13 protein-coding genes and 1 tRNA gene are annotated in these 18,438 nt (G+C 73.1%); 13 read left to right on the forward strand and 1 reads right to left on the reverse strand.

Going from position 1 to position 18,438, the window contains the following annotated elements; all coding sequences use genetic code 11:
* Positions 1–58: 58 nt before the first annotated feature.
* A complete protein-coding gene (locus tag KBX63_RS23650) occupies positions 59–316 on the reverse strand; it encodes a TM2 domain-containing protein (protein ID WP_210914329.1) in 258 nt (85 codons plus the stop codon).
* 292 nt (positions 317–608) lie between these two features.
* Between KBX63_RS23650 and ald the strand changes: the two genes are divergently transcribed.
* The 13 genes from ald to KBX63_RS23715 all read left to right on the forward strand — a co-directional run bounded on the left by ald (position 609) and on the right by KBX63_RS23715 (position 18,303).
* Positions 609–1,724: an alanine dehydrogenase gene (ald, locus tag KBX63_RS23655; protein WP_210914340.1), complete on the forward strand. Its 1,116-nt coding sequence runs from the start codon at positions 609–611 to the stop codon at positions 1,722–1,724.
* Between the two features lie 11 nt (positions 1,725–1,735).
* Positions 1,736–2,728 carry a site-specific tyrosine recombinase XerD gene (locus KBX63_RS23660; RefSeq protein ID WP_210914544.1) on the forward strand — a complete coding sequence of 331 codons (993 nt, stop codon included), beginning with the start codon at positions 1,736–1,738 and terminating at the stop codon, positions 2,726–2,728.
* Between the two features lie 180 nt (positions 2,729–2,908).
* Positions 2,909–3,832, forward strand: coding sequence for a ParA family protein (locus tag KBX63_RS23665; protein WP_210914341.1), 924 nt, complete (start codon positions 2,909–2,911; stop codon positions 3,830–3,832).
* Between the two features lie 41 nt (positions 3,833–3,873).
* Positions 3,874–5,118, forward strand: a complete 1,245-nt coding sequence (locus tag KBX63_RS23670; protein WP_307871807.1) for a segregation/condensation protein A — start codon at positions 3,874–3,876, stop codon at positions 5,116–5,118.
* A complete protein-coding gene (scpB, locus tag KBX63_RS23675; protein WP_210914347.1) occupies positions 5,111–6,106 on the forward strand; it encodes an SMC-Scp complex subunit ScpB in 996 nt (331 codons plus the stop codon). The genes KBX63_RS23670 and scpB overlap by 8 nt, the downstream gene beginning before the upstream one ends.
* Positions 6,093–6,863, forward strand: coding sequence for a pseudouridine synthase (locus tag KBX63_RS23680; RefSeq protein ID WP_210914350.1), 771 nt, complete (start codon positions 6,093–6,095; stop codon positions 6,861–6,863). The genes scpB and KBX63_RS23680 overlap by 14 nt, the downstream gene beginning before the upstream one ends.
* A gap of 192 nt (positions 6,864–7,055) precedes the next feature.
* On the forward strand, positions 7,056–7,736 hold the full coding sequence (gene cmk, locus KBX63_RS23685; RefSeq protein WP_210914553.1) for a (d)CMP kinase: 681 nt from the start codon (positions 7,056–7,058) through the stop codon (positions 7,734–7,736).
* Positions 7,733–9,136, forward strand: a complete 1,404-nt coding sequence (gene der / locus KBX63_RS23690) for a ribosome biogenesis GTPase Der (RefSeq protein ID WP_247662960.1) — start codon at positions 7,733–7,735, stop codon at positions 9,134–9,136. The genes cmk and der overlap by 4 nt, the downstream gene beginning before the upstream one ends.
* 196 nt (positions 9,137–9,332) lie before the next feature.
* Positions 9,333–9,406: transfer RNA gene (locus tag KBX63_RS23695), tRNA-Pro, on the forward strand.
* A gap of 519 nt (positions 9,407–9,925) precedes the next feature.
* Positions 9,926–11,494, forward strand: coding sequence for a TIGR02677 family protein (locus tag KBX63_RS23700; protein ID WP_210914352.1), 1,569 nt, complete (start codon positions 9,926–9,928; stop codon positions 11,492–11,494).
* Positions 11,491–12,885 carry a TIGR02678 family protein gene (locus tag KBX63_RS23705; RefSeq protein WP_210914356.1) on the forward strand — a complete coding sequence of 465 codons (1,395 nt, stop codon included), beginning with the start codon at positions 11,491–11,493 and terminating at the stop codon, positions 12,883–12,885. The genes KBX63_RS23700 and KBX63_RS23705 overlap by 4 nt, the downstream gene beginning before the upstream one ends.
* A 16-nt stretch (positions 12,886–12,901) precedes the next feature.
* Positions 12,902–17,056, forward strand: coding sequence for a TIGR02680 family protein (locus tag KBX63_RS23710; protein WP_210914359.1), 4,155 nt, complete (start codon positions 12,902–12,904; stop codon positions 17,054–17,056).
* Positions 17,053–18,303, forward strand: coding sequence for a TIGR02679 family protein (locus KBX63_RS23715; RefSeq protein ID WP_210914361.1), 1,251 nt, complete (start codon positions 17,053–17,055; stop codon positions 18,301–18,303). The genes KBX63_RS23710 and KBX63_RS23715 overlap by 4 nt, the downstream gene beginning before the upstream one ends.
* Positions 18,304–18,438: the final 135 nt, after the last annotated feature.

Consider the following 18,438-nt stretch of genomic DNA (forward strand, 5'->3'; position numbering starts at 1 on the left):
TATGCGCGAAGGGGCCCCGCGGCACGCAGCCGTGGGGCCCCTTTCGTCGTTCGGTGGATCAGTCGCGCAGCGGCCGGCCCTGCGCGTCGGTGCCGCCGTTCACCAGGATGAGGATGCCGTCGATGAGGCCCCAGAACGCGCCGAAGCCGAGGGTGCACACGCTCACGACGAGCTGCAGCACACCGATCTTGATGTGTCCGGTGTAGAACCGACCGGCGCCGAAGAAGCCGAGCAGGATGCCGAGGATGCCCGCGACGACCTTGCTCTTGTCGGAGACGCCCTGGGGGTAACCCGGCTGGTAAGAAGGAGTGGTCATGGGCGGACACACTAGTGATCCACTCGCCCGCTGTCCGCAGCGGGGCTCACCAGATGGGACGATAATGGGCGAACATTGTCCTGACGGCTGAGGTTGCCTCCCACCGCCGGCCCGGTCGATGCCCTGACACTCCGTCAGGTCACCCCGGCACCGGATGCCACTGTGCTGGCCTGCGGCGGGGCCGGGCGCGCCTAGACTGCCGCCGGCGGGACCGGTGGACCGCGGTGGCAATGGGGCCGTCGCGGCACCGAGCAGTCGGGGGAGAGCTGCCCCGAAGAGAGGTGTCTGCATCGTGAAGGTCGGAATCCCACGCGAGGTCAAGAACCACGAGTATCGCGTGGCGATCACGCCGGCGGGCGTCAACGAGTTCACCCGCAGCGGTCACCAGGTCTTCGTCGAGTCCGGCGCCGGGGTCGGCTCCAGCATCAGCGACGAGGAGTTCGCCACGGCGGGCGCCACGATCCTGCCCACCGCCGACGAGGTGTGGGACACCGCCGAGCTGGTGCTCAAGGTCAAGGAGCCGATCGCCGAGGAGTACCACCGGATGCGCGAGGGGCAGGTGCTCTTCACCTACCTGCACCTGGCCGCCTCCAAGGAGTGCACCGACGCGCTGATCGACCGGAAGGTCACCGGCATCGCGTACGAGACCGTCGAGCTGCCCGACCGGTCGTTGCCGCTGCTCGCCCCGATGTCCGAGGTGGCCGGCCGGCTCGCCCCGCAGGTGGGCGCGTTCTACATGATGCGCACCGGCGGCGGACGCGGCGTGCTGCCCGGCGGCGTCTCCGGCGTGTACGCGGCCAAGACCGTGGTCATCGGCGCCGGCGTCTCCGGCATGAACGCTGCGGTGATCGCGCTGGGCCTGCAGTCCGAGGTGCTGCTGCTCGACAAGAACGTCGCCCGGCTGCGCCAGGCCGACGCCATCTACCGGGGCCACCTGCAGACCGTCGCCTCCAACGCGTACGAGATCGAGCGGGCCGTGCTCGACGCCGACCTGGTCATCGGCGCGGTGCTGGTGCCCGGTGCCAAGGCGCCGACCCTGATCTCCAACGAGCTGGTCTCCCGGATGAAGCCGGGCAGCGTGCTGGTCGACATCGCCATCGACCAGGGTGGCTGTTTCGAGGACTCGCGCCCCACCACGCACGCCGACCCGGTCTACAAGGTGCACGAGTCGATCTTCTACTGCGTGGCGAACATGCCGGGCGCGGTGCCGAACACCAGCACCTACGCGCTGACCAACGTCACCCTGCCGTACGCCCTGGAACTGGCCAACCAGGGCTGGCGCGAGGCGCTGCGCCGCGACCCGGCACTGGCGCTGGGCCTGAACACCCACGACGGCCGGGTCACCTACGGCCCGGTCGCCGAGTCGCACGGCATGGACGTGCTCCCGCTGGCCGACGTGCTGGCCTGAGCGGTGGCGGGCTGACCGGCATCGCGGACAGGGCCGGCGCGGGCGAACAGCCCGCGCCGGCCCTGCGCCGTGCCGTGCGCGGCTACCTCGACCACCTCACCGTCGAGCGGGGCCTGTCCGCGAACACCCTCGCCTCGTACCGCCGGGACCTGGACCGCTATCTCACGACCCTGGTGGACGCCGGCATCGCCGACCTCGCGTCGGTCGGCGCCGGCGTCGTCGAATCGCACCTGGCCCGGCTGCGCGCCGGCGACGACGCGCACCCGCCGCTGGCGGTCTCCTCCGCCGCCCGTGCAGCCAGCGCGGTACGCGGCCTGCACCGCTTCGCGCTGCGTGAGGGGCTGGCCGGTGCCGACCCGAGCCGCGACGTCCGCCCGCCCACCCCGCCGCGCCGGCTGCCCCGCGCGCTGCCGGTCGACGACGTGGTCCGGTTGCTGGAGACCGCCGGTCCGGTCACCGCGACCGGCGAGGGCGCGCTGCTCGCGCTGCGCGACCGGGCGCTGCTGGAATTTCTGTACGGCACCGGGGCGCGGATCTCCGAGGCGGTCGGCGCCGCGGTGGACGACCTCGACGCCGACGAGGGCACCGTGCTGCTGCGCGGCAAGGGCGGCCGGGTGCGGCTGGTGCCGATCGGCGGGTACGCCGTCGAGGCGGTGCGCGCCTACCTGGTCCGGGCCCGGCCCGGGCTGGCCTCGGCCGGCCGGGGCACTCCGGCGGTCTTCCTCAACGCCCGCGGCGGCGCGTTGACCCGGCAGGGCGCCTGGGCCATCCTGCGCCGCGCCGCCGGCCGGGCCGGGCTGCCGGTCGACGGGCCCGCCGCGGTCTCCCCGCACACCCTGCGCCACTCCTACGCCACCCACCTGCTCGACGGCGGCGCCGACGTGCGGGTGGTCCAGGAGCTGCTCGGGCACGCATCGGTGACCACCACCCAGGTCTACACCCTGGTGACTGTCGAGCGGCTGCGCGAGGTGTACGTCACCGCCCACCCGCGCGCCCTGGGCTGAGCCCGGTCGCGGTCGGTCCCGACACGCCGGGCCGGTGCCGAACCCCCTGCTGGTCGGTGGCGTACAGTCGGCATCGGCGCGGACCTCCTGGGGCGACACGACCGGGGTGCGCAGCGGCGCCGCGAAGGACGTCGGACGGCTCCGACGCCGGGTGGGTCGTCGGGAGGGGGCAACGAGGACATGGCTGGCAACGGTGACCGTGCCGAGACCTGGACGTCGGAGCTCCGCGAGCAGCAGGCCACGCTCGGCGCGGACCTGGGTCCGGCGGACCCGGCGGCCTACACGATGCGCAAGCCGATCCCCGAGCCGATGCCCACCGATCGGCACGGCCCGGCGCGCATCATCGCGATGGCCAACCAGAAGGGCGGCGTCGGCAAGACCACCACCACCATCAACCTGGGCGCGGCGCTGGCCGAGTACGGCCGCAAGGTGCTGCTGGTCGACTTCGACCCGCAGGGCGCGCTCTCGGTGGGGCTGGGGGTCAACCCGCACAACCTCGACCTGTCCGTCTACAACCTGCTCATGCAGGACGACGTGACCGCCGAGGACGTCCTGATCAAGACCGACGTGGCGGGCCTGCACCTGCTTCCGGCCAACATCGACCTCTCCGCCGCCGAGATCCAACTGGTCAACGAGGTCGCCCGGGAGATGGCCCTGGCCCGGGTGCTGCGGACGGTCCGCAAGGAGTACGACTACATCCTGATCGACTGCCAACCGTCGCTCGGTCTCCTGGCGATCAACGCGCTGACCGTCGCGCACGGTGTGCTCATCCCGCTCGAGTGCGAGTTCTTCAGCCTGCGCGGCGTCGCGCTGCTGCTGGACACCATCGACAAGGTGCGCGAGCGGCTCAACTTCGACCTGGAGCTCGAGGGCATCCTCGCCACCATGTACGACAGCCGCACCACGCACTGCCGGCAGGTGCTGCAGCGGGTTGTCGAGGCGTTCGGCGACAAGGTCTACCAGACGGTCATCACCAAGACGGTGAAGTTCCCCGAGTCCACCGTGGCCGGTGCTCCGATCACCACACTGGACCCGGCGTCCTCCGGGGCGCGCAACTACCGCCAACTGGCCCGTGAGGTGATCGCCGCCCAGTCGGAGCGGTAGCCGGAACGCCCGGTGCCCGCCTCGTGGACTACGGTCGTCCGGTGACCGCGCCACCCCTCGACCCGCCGGTCGGGCAGCACGAGGCCGCCGCCCCGGCGGTCGCCGCCGAGCTGGCCGCCGAGGTCGACGGCGTGCTGGCGATCACCCCGGCGGTCGCCGCCGAGGAGACCTCCGGCTTCACCGTCCGGCTGGCCAACTTCACCGGCCCGTTCGACCTGCTGCTGCAACTGATCGGCAAGCACAAGCTCGATGTCACCGAGGTGGCCCTGCACAAGGTCACCGACGAGTTCATCGCCTACATCCGGGCCATGGGCGACAAGTGGGACCTCGACGAGGCCAGCGAGTTCCTGCTGATCGCCGCGACCCTGCTCGACCTGAAGGCGGCCCGGCTGCTGCCCGCCGCCGAGGTGGAGGACGAGGCGGACCTTGCCCTGCTGGAGGCGCGGGACCTGCTCTTCGCCCGGCTGTTGCAGTACAAGGCGTACAAGGAGGCGGCGGCGCACATCGCCGAGCTTGAGGCGGTCGGCGGTCGGCGGTATCCGCGGGCGGTCAGCCTGGAGCTCCGCTACGCCGAGGCGCTGCCCGACCTGGTGCTCGGCATCGGCCCGCAGCGGCTGTTGAAGCTGGCCGTGAAGGCGATGACCCCGAAGCCCGTGCCCGAGGTCTCCATCGCCCACGTGCACATGGTCCGGGTCAGCGTCCGGGAGCACGCGGCGATCCTCGCCACCCGGCTGCGCCGGGCCGGTACCGCCACCTTCTCGCTGCTCTGCGTCGACTGCGAGGCCACCCTGGAGGTGGTGGCTCGGTTCCTCGCGCTGCTGGAGCTGTACCGGGAGGGGCTGGTCGCCTTCGTGCAGGAGCAGGCTCTGGAGGAGCTGACCGTGCGCTGGACCGGCCCGACCGACGGCGACACCGAGCTGCACGTCGACGAGTACGCGGGCACCCCGACCGACCCGGAGCCGACGGCTGCGCCGGCAGAGCCGGCCGACCCGGAGCCGGCAGGGTCGGAGCCGGCCGACCCGGAGCCGGCAGGGTCGGAGCCGGCCGACCCGGAGCCGGCAGGGTCGGAGCCGGCCGACCCGGAGCCGGCAGGGTCGGAGCCGGCAGGGTCGGAGCCAGCGGGCGCGGCGGAGCCGGAGCCGGCACATGTGGCCGACTTGGAGCCGGCGGGTGTGGCCGAGCTGGGGTCGGCGGGTGTGGCGGGGCTGGAGTCAGGCCGCGGCCGGGCGGGGGACGCTGAGGGATCGGACTGGACGGGAACCACGGAGGGGGAGCGGGATGAGTGACGAGGAACGCCGGGACTCCCTGGCCGACCAGGCCGCCGCCTGGGTCCCCCCGTGGGACCGCCCCCGCCCGCCCGCTCCCACCGTCTCCGAGTCGGACGAAGAAGCCGTCGCCGACGAAGAGCCCGTCACCGCCGAGTCGACCCCGCCTGTAACCGCCGAGTCGACCTCGCCCGTCACGGCCGAGTCGACTCCGCCTGTCACCGCCGAGTCGACCTTGCCGGTCACCAGCGAGCCGACCCCGGCGGAAGATCTTGGAGGCAAAGCGCCCCTCCACGGGCCGGAATCTTCCAAGATCGCGGAAGAGGTCGTTGCCGAGGAGGAGGCGGTCGCCGAGGGGGCCGGCGAGGCGGTCGCAGGGGAGAGCGTTGCTGGGGACGTACCCCCTCGGTCGGTTGTGGGGCGGCGGAGGGCGCCGGCCGCGCCGGAGCCGGCGCCGGAGTTGTCCGACGCCGAGCTGCGCGGCGCGTTGGAGGCGATCCTGCTGGTGGTCGACGAGCCGGTCAGCGAGTTGGTCCTGGCGCAGGTGCTGGAGCAGCCGGCCGAGCGGGTCGGGCCGATGCTCGACGAGATCGCCGCCGGCTACACCGCCGCCGGGCACGGTTTCGAGCTGCGCCGGGCGGCCGGCGGCTGGCGGCTGTACACGCGGCCGGAATACGCGACCTATGTCGAACGGTTCGTGTTGGACGGGCAGTCCGTACGACTGACCCAGGCGGCGCTGGAGACCCTCGCCGTGGTCGCCTACAAGCAGCCGGTGACCCGATCGCGCATTTCGGCCATCCGGGGTGTGAACTGCGACGGGGTCATCCGTACGCTGGTTACCCGCGGCCTGGTCGAGGAGTGCGGCACCGAACCGGACAGCGGGGCGTTCCTCTACCGGACCACCACGCTGTTCCTCGAGAAACTCGGGCTGAACACCGTCGACGAGCTGCCGCCACTCGCACCCTTCCTGCCCGACGACGTAGAAGAGCTTGCCGATGCGACCCGATAACCGTTCCCCGAAAACCGACGCCCCCGTCTACGAGGGTGCCGAGCGCCTGCAGAAGGTGCTCGCCGCCGCAGGCGTGGGTTCCCGGCGTGCCTGCGAGGACCTGATCTTCCGCCGCCGCGTCACGGTGGACGGGCGCGTGGCCAAGCTCGGCGACAAGGTCGACCCAGCCACCGCCGTGATCCACGTGGACGGCGAGCGCCTCCAGGTCGACATTCGCCTGGTCTACGTGGCGATGAACAAGCCGCGCGGGGTGGTCACCACCATGGCGGACGACAAGGGCCGCAACGAGCTGGCCGAGTTCATCGGCAACCGGGTGGAGCAGCGGGTTTACCACGTCGGGCGGCTCGACGCGGACAGCGAGGGCCTGCTGCTGCTCACCAACGACGGCACTCTCGCGCACAAGCTCATGCACCCCTCGTACGAGGTGCTGAAGACCTACCTCGCCGAGGTGGTCGGGCCGATCCCGCGCAACCTGAGCAAGCGGCTGCTGGCCGGCGTCGAGCTGGAGGACGGGCCGGTCAAGATCGACTCGTTCAAGGTGGTGGACACTCTGGGTAAGACCGCCCAGGTGGAGCTGAGCCTGCACGAGGGGCGCAAGCACATCGTCCGGCGGCTGATGGAGGAGGTCGGCCACCCGGTCACCCGGCTGGTGCGTACCTCGATCGGACCCATCCGGCTGGGTGACCTGCGTACCGGGCGGATCCGCCGGTTGACCAACGCCGAGGTCGCCGCGCTGTTCAACGCGGTGGGTGACTGACCCCCGAGTTCGGGGTACGGCCTTCGGTAGGCTCCCGGACGGCCCGGACGCCGGCCGCGCTGGTGGCGCGGGTCGCGTCGCACGGCACCGCGCGCGGTGCGCGGCGAGCTGCGGGCATGATTGATGACGATGGACAACCGCTTGCGGCGCCAGCACCGGGCGATCCGCGAGGTACGGGCTGAGGAGGACACGGTGGAGGAAAACGTACGGGCCGGGCGATGTGTGGTCGCTGTGGACGGGCCGTCCGGTTCGGGTAAGTCCACCGTCTCGCGGCGGCTCGCCGTTGGCATCGGTGCGCGCTACCTGGACACCGGGGCGATGTACCGGGCGATCACGTGGGCCGTGTTGCGCTCCGGCGTCGACCTCACCGACGGGGCGTCGGTGGCGAAGGTCGCCGGCGAGGTGGACCTGCGCATCGGCACGGACCCCCAGGGGTACGGCGTGACCGCAGACGGCGTGAGCGTGGACGCGGAGATCCGCGGTCCCGAGGTGACCGGGGCGGTGTCCGCCGTCGCCGCGGTGCCGGCGGTCCGCGAGCTGCTGGTCGCCCGGCAGCGCGAGATGATCTCCAACGCCGGCCGGATGGTCGTCGAGGGTCGGGACATCGGCTCGGTCGTGGCGCCGGACGCCGACCTGAAGGTCTTCCTGACCGCCTCCGAGGCGGCCCGGGCGGCCCGGCGCAGCGCCGAGGACGCGGCCGACGTGGCCGCGACCGCGGCCGACCTGGCCCGCCGGGACCGGCTCGACTCCACCCGCAAGGTCAACCCGCTGGCGCAGGCGCCGGACGCGGTGGTGCTGGACACCACCGAGTTGGGCATCGACGAGGTCGTGGCCCGGCTGCGCGACCTGCTAACCGAACGGGGCGTGGCATGACCGAGGGTGCTGGATGGGTCGAGCTGCGTGAGCCGGACGTCGCCGTCGAGGAGCCGTCCGGCCCGCAGCCGGTGGTGGCCGTCGTCGGTCGTCCCAACGTGGGCAAGTCCACGCTGGTCAACCGGATCATCGGCCGCCGGCAGGCGGTCGTCGAGGACATCCCCGGGGTGACCCGGGACCGGGTGCCGTACGACGCGCAGTGGAACGGCCGGGCGTTCACCGTGGTGGACACCGGCGGGTGGGAACCGGACGCGAAGGACCGGGCCGCGGCCATCGCGGCGCAGGCCGAAACCGCGGTGGTCACCGCGGACGTGGTGCTCTTCGTGGTCGACGCGATGGTGGGCTCCACCGACGTGGACGAGGCCGCGGTGAAGATGCTGCGGCGCAGCGCCAAGCCGGTGATCCTGGTGGCGAACAAGGCCGACAACACCTCCATCGAGATGGAGGCCACCTCGCTGTGGTCGCTCGGCCTCGGCGAGCCGTTCCCGGTCTCCGCGCTGCATGGGCGAGGCTCCGGCGACCTGCTGGACGCCATCCTCGCCGCCCTGCCCGAGGCGCCGGCGATCGTGGAGAACCGGCCGCGCGGGCCGCGCCGGGTCGCGCTGGTCGGCCGCCCCAACGTGGGCAAGTCCAGCCTGCTCAACCGGTTCTCCGGTGAGGAGCGGGCGGTCGTCGACTCGGTCGCCGGCACCACCGTCGACCCGGTGGACAGCCTGGTCGAGATCGGCGGGCAGACCTGGCAACTGGTGGACACCGCCGGCCTTCGCAAGCGGGTCGGCAAGGCCAGTGGCACCGAGTACTACGCCAGCCTGCGTACCGCCGCCGCCATCGAGGCCGCCGAGGTGGCCGTGGTCCTGCTGGACTCCAGCGAACCGATCAGCGAGCAGGACCAGCGGATCCTGTCGATGGTGACCGAGAGCGGCCGGGCCCTGGTCATCGCCTTCAACAAGTGGGACCTGGTCGACGCCGACCGCCGGTACTACCTGGACAAGGAGATCGACCGGGAACTGCGCCGCATCCCCTGGGCGATCCGGCTGAACCTGTCGGCGATGACCGGCCGGGCCGTCGACAAGCTGGCCGCGGCGCTGAACAAGGCCCTCGCGAGCTGGGAGACCCGGGTGCCGACCGCGCACCTCAACCAGTGGCTGACCGCGCTGGTGCAGGCCACCCCGCACCCGGTGCGCGGTGGGCGGGCCCCGCGGATCCTGTTCGCCACCCAGGCCGGGGTGGCGCCGCCGCGGTTCGTGCTCTTCACCACCGGCCCGCTGGACGCCGGCTACCAGCGCTTCGTCGAGCGTAAGCTCCGCGAGGAGTTCGGGTACGAGGGCAGCCCGATCGAGATCTCGGTCCGCCCGCGGAAGAAGCTCGGGCCCGGCGGCCGGGGCAAGGCGCACGGCTGATCTGTTCTTTAGAAAATGCCGGATGGGTCTTTGCCCATCCGGCATTTTCTTGCCCTTCCTCCCACCTACCCTCCTAGGATGCCGTAGAGGTTGTGGGGTGGTTCGGTGGTGCCGCAACCCGGGTGGGGCCTGTGCGGAGGAGCGGGGGCTGCTGCGCTAAGCTGTATCGGCTGCCGCGGGGGAAACCACGCGGGGGCGGGACGTGGCGCAGCTTGGTAGCGCACTTGACTGGGGGTCAAGGGGTCGTCGGTTCGAATCCGGCCGTCCCGACAGCGAGAGGGTTTCCGCAGGTCAGAGCCTGTGGAAACCCTCGTTTTCGTGATTGAGGTTGGTCAAGGCGTCTGTGTGCCGGGTGCTCGTGGAGCCCTTGACTCGGCGGATCCCTCGACCCTGCGGGTCCTAAAGCCTGCACTGCGGCCGGCCGGCCGGCCTGGCATCTTTCGTTCGGCCCTCGGCCCTCGGCCGTTGCGGTGGTCAACTGCTGGTCGTGCACGTTCCGGGACCGGATGCCGTACTCCGAGGCGCCGAGGTTCAGGTCCGTCTTGCAGCAGCCTCCGGCTTTGCAGCCGACGGTGCGTTCGGATGACGCGTCACGGACCGCAAGGCGCAGGAATGCCACGAGGACTCCCTGCTGGCCAGCGGCGCGCCGGTGTGCGTGGACGATCATGGAAGCGGGCAACGAGTTCACTGTGCGAGTCGGGCAGGCCGCCGAGCGGTCGAGTCGCGAGAGCGCCCCCCGCCACCGATGGATAGGGTTGCTGGTCAACGCACGCACCGGGAAGGGGAGGGATGGCTGCAGCAGCATCAGGGCCCACGTTCGGGCTGGACGAGTTTGGTCTTGACGACCGGATGCGGCTGTTCGGCTACGTCACGGCCGATAATCGGTTCGCCTACCTGTGGCTGCTGCGCGCCTTCGACGCGGCGCGATCCAGCTACCAGGTCGTCCTCCACACCGCCGAGGTGGCCGCCGCGCTCGACGCGCTCCACCGGTCGAACCCCGACTGCCCCGACCCGGCACAGCTGGAGCTGCCGCGGCTGCTCGACGCCCTGGTGGAATGGGGCGTGCTCGACCGCAGCCAGGATGGGACACGCGCGACGACGCTGGCCGAGTACCGCAACCGGCACTCGGTCTACCAGTTTACCGAGGCCGGCTACCGGGCCCACCGGGCAGTGGAGGCCGTGCTCTCGGCGACCATGGACGACGCGACGCTGTCCCGGTTGGTCTTCGCCGACCTGTTGGCTGACCTGAAGGCGCTCGCGGTGGCCAACGACGCCGGCGACGCCGAGGAGGTCTACCGCAAGTTCAACCGGCTCGACCGGGCGTTGGCCGACATCGCCGAGCGGGCCGCCCGCTTCTACCACATGCTCGGTGACCTGGGCCGCACCAACGACGTACGGCCGGAGGCGTTTCTCGCCCACAAGGACGCTCTGCTGGCCCACCTGCGCGACTTCCACGACGAGCTGCAGCGTTACACCCCCCGGCTTCGCGAGGCGGTGCACGAGGTGGAGGCGACTGGCTTGGAGCGGCTGGTCGAGGCGGCGGCCGAGGCAGACGAGCGGCTGTTCCACACCCCGGTGGAGCGGCTGGAGGACTGGCGGCGCCGGTGGCGTGGGTTGCGATCGTGGCTGGCACCACCCTCGCCGGAGCAGAGTAGCGAGGCCGACCGGCTGGGCGACGCCACCATCGCGGCGATCGGCGACGTGCTGGCGCTGCTGCGTCGGGTGACCGAGGCCCGCCGCGGCGGGGTGAGCCGGGAGTCGCAGCTGCGCCACCTGGCAGCGTGGTTCACCCAGGTTGCCACGCAGGAGGCGGCGCACGCGCTCTTCGATGTGGTCTTCGGGCTCGGCGCACCCCGACACGTCGGCGTGGCACATCCGGATCCGGAGGCGATCGCCAGCCGGCTGTCGTGGTGGGAGGCGCCGGCGGTCGAGCTGTCCCGCACGCTGGTGGCGACCGGCCGTGCGCCGGGGCAGGGCAGGGGCCGGCCGGCCCGCCTGGACCGTGGCGACGACCGCCGGCACAGGCTGCGCGGCGACCAACTGGCCCGGGAGCGGCGGCTGACCGACGCCGCCGCCGTGCTGGCCGCCGACGGCGTGACGACCGGACACCGGCTGGACGAGCCGCAGGCACAGGTCCTGCTGCGGCTGCTCGACATCGCGCTCGCCGCCCGGGTCGGTGGCGCCGCCGCGGTGCCGTTGGCCGCGGCCGCCCACGGCGTCCGGCTCACCCTCACCCCGACGCCGGGACGGTTCAGCACGGTGTCCACCGCCGCCGGGCAGCTGCACCTCGATGGGTACGAGCTGACGGTCACCGCCGCGCAGCACACCGCCGTCCGCCGCGAGCTGGTGCCGGCATGAGCGCGGCCAGCGAGCGGACGCAGTCGACAACCGGTCACCGGTTCGCCGGCGACATCTCCGAGCTGGAATTGGCGGACTACCAGCGCGCCGTCCGGCTGGTCCTGCGCCACCCGTTGATCACGGCGACCTGGCCGGACGAGCGGGCGCTGCCCCGGGTACGCCGCTTCGCCGCCGCCCTGCGTCGGGATTTCGCCGAGGCCTTCGGCTACCGGCTGGAACTGCACGGCGCGACGGCCCGGCTGGTCCGGGTGTCCGACGGGCTCGACGCGACCCAGCCGGCGGTGTCCCGGACCGGGCGTCCGTTCGACCGGCAGCGCTACGCGTACCTGTCGTTGTGCCTGGCCGTGCTGGGCCGCGCCGGCATCCAGATCACCCTCAGCGAGCTGGCCGACTCAGTCGGCGGCGATGCGAACCGGATCACCGGCCTGGGGTTGAACCCGGACCACGGGCCGGACCGGCGGGCGTTCGTCGACGCGGTGGGCTGGCTGGAGGAGCGCGGTGTGATCCGGCTGGCCGACGGTTCCAGCGCCGCCTGGGCCAGTGACCCCGGCTCCGGCGAGGCACTGTACGACGTCGCGCGGGACGTGGTGTTCGCGCTGTTCCGGCCGACCCGCGTGCTGCAACACGTCGAGTCGGTGGCGGCGCTGCTCGACCGGACGATGGCCAGCAGCGGCAACGCCGAACGCCGGGCCGCCGCCCAGGCCGCCCGGCGGGCGGTGGTGGAGTCGCCGGTGGTCTATCACGCCGACGTCGAGCCGATGGTCGCCAACCACCTGCGCGGGGCGGCGCTCGCCACCGACCTGGCCCGGCTGACCGGGCTTCGGGTGGAGCGACGCGCCGAGGGGGTGCTGTTGGTGGACACCGCCGGGTTCACCGGGGAGCGGTTCCCGGGCACCGGTTCGGTGGCGCAGGCGGCGGTGCTGCTGGTGGTGGAGATGACCGACCGGATCGCCGACCCGGACGGCCGCCGGGTCAAGCGGCTCGCCCCGCCCGACCCGCTGAGCCGGCAGCAGGCGATGGTTGACCGGGTCGACGCCGGTCTGCCCACCGCCACCCTGGTGGTGCTGGACGACGCCGCCGCGGACCAGCCGTACCCGGTGGACGGTGGCGGCAACCCGGACGAGACCGATGGCGGCGGCCGGCTGCCGTTCATCACCGACAGTTTTCTCCGCGAGGCGGTCGGTGAGATTGTGCGCCGGTACGGTTCCGCGTTTGGGGCGCAATGGCACGCCGACCCGGAACGGTTGCGCACCGAGGCGGTGGCGCTGCTGGAGCGCTTCGGCGCGACCACCACCGTGCCGGGCGGGGTGCTGGTCCTGCCGTTGGCGGGCCGGTACCGCCACACCGTCGCCGCGGTCAGGCAACGCGCCTCCGCCGAAACCCTCTTCTGACCTCGGGAGGTAGATCGTGATCGAGCAGCGCACCGTCCGCCGGTTCGCCCCCACCCGGGCTGGGATCATCAACCTGTGGGACTACCGCGACGAGGAGTTCCTCTTCGTCGACGGGTGGTTGGTGCTGCGCGGGCCGAACGGCTCCGGCAAGACCAAGGCCCTGGAGGTCCTCTTTCCCTTCGTCCTCGATGGGCGGATCGAGCCGCGCCGGCTCAACCCGTTCGCCAGCGAGGACCGGACCATGAAGTCGAACCTGCTGTACCGGGGGCAGGAGGTCACCCACGCGTACGTGTGGATGGAGTTCTGCGACGGCGAGTCATACGTGACGGTCGGCATCGGCCTGCGGGCGCACCGGCACGTCGACCGGGTGACCCGCTGGCACTTCGTTGTCGACGGCCGGGTCGGGGTGGACTTCTCCCTGCTGGATGCCGACGACCGGCCGCTGAACCGCCGCGACCTGATCACCCACCTGGGCGCCGACGCGGTACGGGACTCGGCGGAGGATTACCGGCACCTCGTTGACGCCCGGCTGTTCGGACTCGGTCCGGCCCGTTACGAGCAGCTGCTCGACCTGGTGCTCACCCTCCGTAAGCCGCAGCTGGCCAAGGATCTCAACCCGGTCGAGTTGTCCCGCACGCTGCAGCGCGGGCTGCGTCCGGTCGAGGACCACCTTCTCGTGGAGGCGGCCCGCTCGTTCGACGACATGGAGGCGGTCGCCCGTACCCTGGAGGGGTTGGTGGCGGCGGACGGCGCCACCGCGGCCTTCCTGACGGTCTACTCGACCTACCTGCGCACCCACGCCCGCGCGGCGGCCGACATCCTGACGGCCCGCCGTGAGGCGGTCGCCGCGCATTCGACGGGGCTGGTCGACGCCCGCCGCGTCGCCGGGGAAGCCGTTGAGGCCGAGGCGGCGGCCACCGCGCGGCTGCGCGCGGTCGAGGGCGAGCCGGGTCGCCTCCGGGCCCACCTGGACAGCTTGAAGAGTTCGGCGGCATACCAGTCCCACGAGCAGCTCGCCGACCTTGAACGGCACGTGCACGACCTGGCCGAGGCCGCGGACCAGGCCGGCCTGGCCGTCACCGTCGAGCAGGACGCGGTGTCGCGGCGGCGCGGCGAGTGGGAGCGCGCCGCGGTGGCGACGCGCGACGCGCGGGCCGCCGCCGACCGGCTCGCCGCTGACCTGATGCTGGACGCCGAGACTGCCGGGATCACCTGGAGCGCCGCCGACACCGACGCCAGTGACCTGGCGGCCCGGCTCACCGCCCGCACCGGTGCCCGCCGCGACGACGTACGCGCTATCCGAGAGCAGTCGGCCCGGCACGGCCAGGCCGAGCGGGACCACGCCCGGGCGGCGGCCGACGCGGCGCGCTCGGCGGAGGCTGTCGTCGACGCCGAGCAGGCCGAACAGCGCGCCGAGGCTGCGGTCACCGCGGCCCGCGCGCAGATGCACGCCCAGGTCGGGAGGTGGGCGGGCGACCACTCGCGGCTGCTCTCCGGCCTCGGGCCGCCCGGCGGTACCGCCGCTGGGCGTGGCCTGGCGGCCCGGCTGGGCGAGGCCGTCGATGCCGCCGGCGAGCCCGGCACGCACACGCTGCGGGAGGTGTACGCCGCGGCCACCGCCGCCGGCGTGACGCAGTGCCGGGATCGGCTCGCGGTGTTGGCAGCCCGCCGCACGGCGTTGGCTGACCGGCGAGGTGAGGTCGTCGCCGAACGTGACCGGATCGCGGACGAGCACGACGACGCGCCACCCACCCCGGCGACCCGTCCGGCGTCGCGCGCCGGCAGGTCTGGGGCACCGCTGTGGCGACTGGTCCGCTTCACCGACGCGGTCACCGGAGCGGACGCCGCAGCCATCGAGGCGGCCCTGCACGCCGCCGGCCTGCTGGACGCCTGGCTGCATTCGGAGCCGGACAACCTGCCGGCCGGGCTGGCCGGCGACGACCTGGACGGCTACCTGCTGCCACTGCCAACGGGTCGTCGCCCGACCGGCCCCACCCTCGCCGACGTGCTGACCGCCGAGGACCAGGACGATGTACCCGTCGCCCGGATCACCGACGTGCTCGCCTCGGTGGCGTTGGCCGACGCGGTCACGCCGGAGGCCACCGCGCCGGTCGTGGTGGGCGTGGACGGCCGGTACGCCCAGGGCGTCGGCGTCGGCCGGTTCGCCAAGATGGAGTGCGAGTACATCGGCGCGACCGCCCGGGCGGCCCGCCGCGCCGCCCGGGTCGCCGAGTGCGACCGGATTCTGGCGGTCGTCGACGCCGATCTCGGCGCGCTGGACCGCGACCGCGCCGCCGACGAGCAGCTGCTGGCCGCCGTGGACGCCGCCGGAGCGCAGCTCCCGCCGATCGCGCCGATCCAGACGGCGCTGCGCGAACTCGATCGGGCGGCCGCGACGCTGCGCGCCCGCCAGGAGGCCGCCAACGCCGCCTCCGCCCGCCTCGACCAGGCCCTGGCCGACCGGGCCGCCGCAGCCGTCGCGCTGCGCCGGGCCACCGCGGAGCGGTCCCTGCCGGTGGACCAGCTCGACCAGACCGCCGACGCGGTGGATCGCTTCGAGAAGCGGGGCGTCCGGCTGGAGAGCGCCCGGCCGGCCGCGGCGCGCGCCGCCGAACAGGAAGACCAGGCCCAGCTGCGGCACGACGAGGCGGTGGACCGGCTCACCGTCGCGCAGGACGCCGCGCGCGCTGCCACCGCGCGGCACGAAGAGAAGGCGGAGGCGTACGGGACGCTGCGGTCCAGCGTCGGCGCCGAGGCGGAACGGGTGCTGGCCGACGTGGCCCAAACCGCCGACGAGGTCATCGCCGTCGAGCGGGCCGTCGAGCGTGCCCGGGGGGACGTCGGCGCCGCCCGGGAACGGCGGGCCGCCGCGGCGACCCGGGTCGAGCTGGGCGAGCAGGCCCTCGCCGCCGCGGTCGCCGAGGCGCACCACGACGCGCTGCGGCTGCGCCCGTACGCCCAGCCGGACCTGCTCGGTCTGCTGCGCTGCCCGACCGGGCTGCGCTGGCCGGTCCGGACCGAGTCCGCCGGCGAGGAGGGCTCGAAGCTGGACCCGCAGGTGGCCGCGCTGCACGAGGCGATCCTGGCCGCCACCCGGGAACTGAGCCCGACCGAGACGTCGCTCAAGCAGAGCGCGACCCGGCTGACCACCGCCCTGACCGAGTTGCAGGCGCAGCTGCCCGCGGCCGGGCTCGATCACCGGCCCGAGTGGGACACCGACGACGGTGTCATCGTGGTCCGGGTCGCCGACGAGCAGGGGCTGACCCCGGTGGCCCACTTCGCGGACCGGATCGCCCGCGAGCGCCGCGATCAGGAGCAGCTGCTCACCGACGCCGAACAGCGGGTGCTGGAGGACGCGCTGCTGGGCCAGCTGGCCCGGCAGATCCACCACCGCACCATCGAGGCCCGCGATCTGGTGGAGGCGATGGACGGCCAGATGCGGGCCCGGCGGATGTCCTCCGGGCTCACCGTCGGTGTCGGCTGGCGGCTGGCCGACGACCTCGACGCCGAGCAGCGCGAGGTCTGCAAGCTGCTGGAGCGCGACCCGGCCCGGCTCGGGCCGGGTCAGCTCACCACGATGCGCCGGCACTTCGCCGCCCGGATCAAGGCGGCCCGGGCGACGGCGCCTGAGCGGCCGTACCGGGAGCTGTTGGGGGAGGTGCTCGACTACCGGCAGTGGCGGACCTTCGCCTTCACCCTGCACCGTCCCGGCGGCGGCGCGGAAGCCCTGACCCGGGCCCGGCACAGCCAGCTCTCCGGCGGCGAGCAGTCGGTCTCGCTGCACCTGCCGCTCTTCGCCGCCGCCAACGCCCTGTTCGGCTCGGCGCGGCCGGACGCGCCCCGTCTGCTCGGCCTGGACGAGGCATTCGCCGGGGTGGACGACACTGGCCGCAGCGAGCTGATGGCCCTGGCGAAACAGTTCGACCTGGACCTGTTCATGACCGGGTACGACCTCTGGGCAACCCACCCGGCGGTCAGCGGCGCGGCGCACTACGACCTGTCGCACTCCACCCTGGAACACGCCGTGTCCACCGTGCTGCTGGTCTGGGACGGCTCGGTCAACGTGGCCGACTTCGACGGGACGCTGACGCGGGCGCTCGGCTCGCCGGAAACCCGCCGGGCGTCGGGCCGTGACACCGCGCTCGTCGAGTTCGGCCTCGGCGACGAATGAGTGGCGGTGAGCAGCAGCGGCCGCCCGGCCGGGTCGGGTGGGCGCAGCTTCCCGACGCACCCGGTTGGCGGCGGCTGCTGTCCGTCGCCCGGCGTAGCCTGGAACGCACGGGCGGCCGGCTCGACACCGCCGTCTCCCTGAGCGCGCCCACGGACGACGAACGGCTCCTGGTCATCGGGCTGACCGGCACCCACCGCTCCGCCGGCGCCGGCCGGTTCACCGTACGGCTGTCGGACGTGGATGCGCATCTGCGCGGCGTGTACGGAGTCGGCCTGCCGGAGGTGCTCGCCGCGGCGGCTCCGCTGCGGAACCGGCCGGCGGACGCGAAGCGCGAGGCGCTGGCGCGGGACGCCATCCTCGCCGTGGCCCACGAAGGCCGGCATGCCGGCACCGACTGGTACGCAGGCTGGCTCGAAGGACTTCGTCGGGACGGTACCCTCACCCGGGTCGTCCGGGCCGGGCTGCCGTTCGAGGGCGTGGTCCGCGTGCTGGACGCCTTGCCCGCCGCGGACGAGCCGATGCCGGTCTTCGCCGACCGGGTGCTCAACGACACGAAGGCCCTCGCGGACGGGGCGCTACGAGGGCTGGTTCTGCGCGCGGTCGCAGCCTGGCAGCGGGCACCCATGCCGGCCGGCGGCGAACAGGAAAGGGCGCTGTGGGAGTCCGTCGGCCTGGTCCCCGACGACCTGGCCAGCCAGGTGCTGGTGCTCAATGTGCCCGCCACCGGTGGCCTGCTCGGGCGGTGGTTGACCGATGCCGCCGATTCCGGCGTGCCGATGCGGGTCACCCTGCACCAACTCCGCCTGGCACCCCTCGCCCTGGCCTGTGCAGAGGTCTTCGTCTGCGAGAACCCGGCTGTACTGCGCGCGGCGGCCACCGCCCTGGGGCCGCGAGCGCCGTCGCTGGTCTGCACCGAAGGCGTGCCCTCGGCCGCAGTGCACACGCTGCTGCGCGCCGCGACGGGCGCGGTGATCCGCTGGCGCAACGACTTCGATTGGACCGGCGTACGCCTGACGGCAGCGGCCCTCGACCGGTATCCCAACGCGGTTCCGTGGCGGATGACGGCAGCCGACTACGTGCCAGGAGCCGGCACCGGTCCCGACCTGATCGGAGCGCCGGCCGTAACGTCCTGGGATCCGCCGCTGCAGGAGGAGATGCGAAAGGCGGGTCGAGCGGTCATGGAGGAACGCTTGCTCGATGCACTCCTCGCCGACCTATGCAAGGCCGGCGGTGACGCCAGCAGGTGAGGATCCCCAATGGCCTGCAGACCCGGCGATGGCGATGATGTCCATGCACCGACGTGGTGAGCTCCTCGCGGCGGCGCCGCGTCGTGACGACGGCTAGTGAACGGGACCAGGAGTGGCGGGCGGTCCAGTCGGCGT

Source organism: Micromonospora sp. U21 (assembly GCF_018070045.1).
In the GTDB taxonomy this organism is placed as follows: Bacteria; Actinomycetota; Actinomycetes; order Mycobacteriales; family Micromonosporaceae; genus Micromonospora.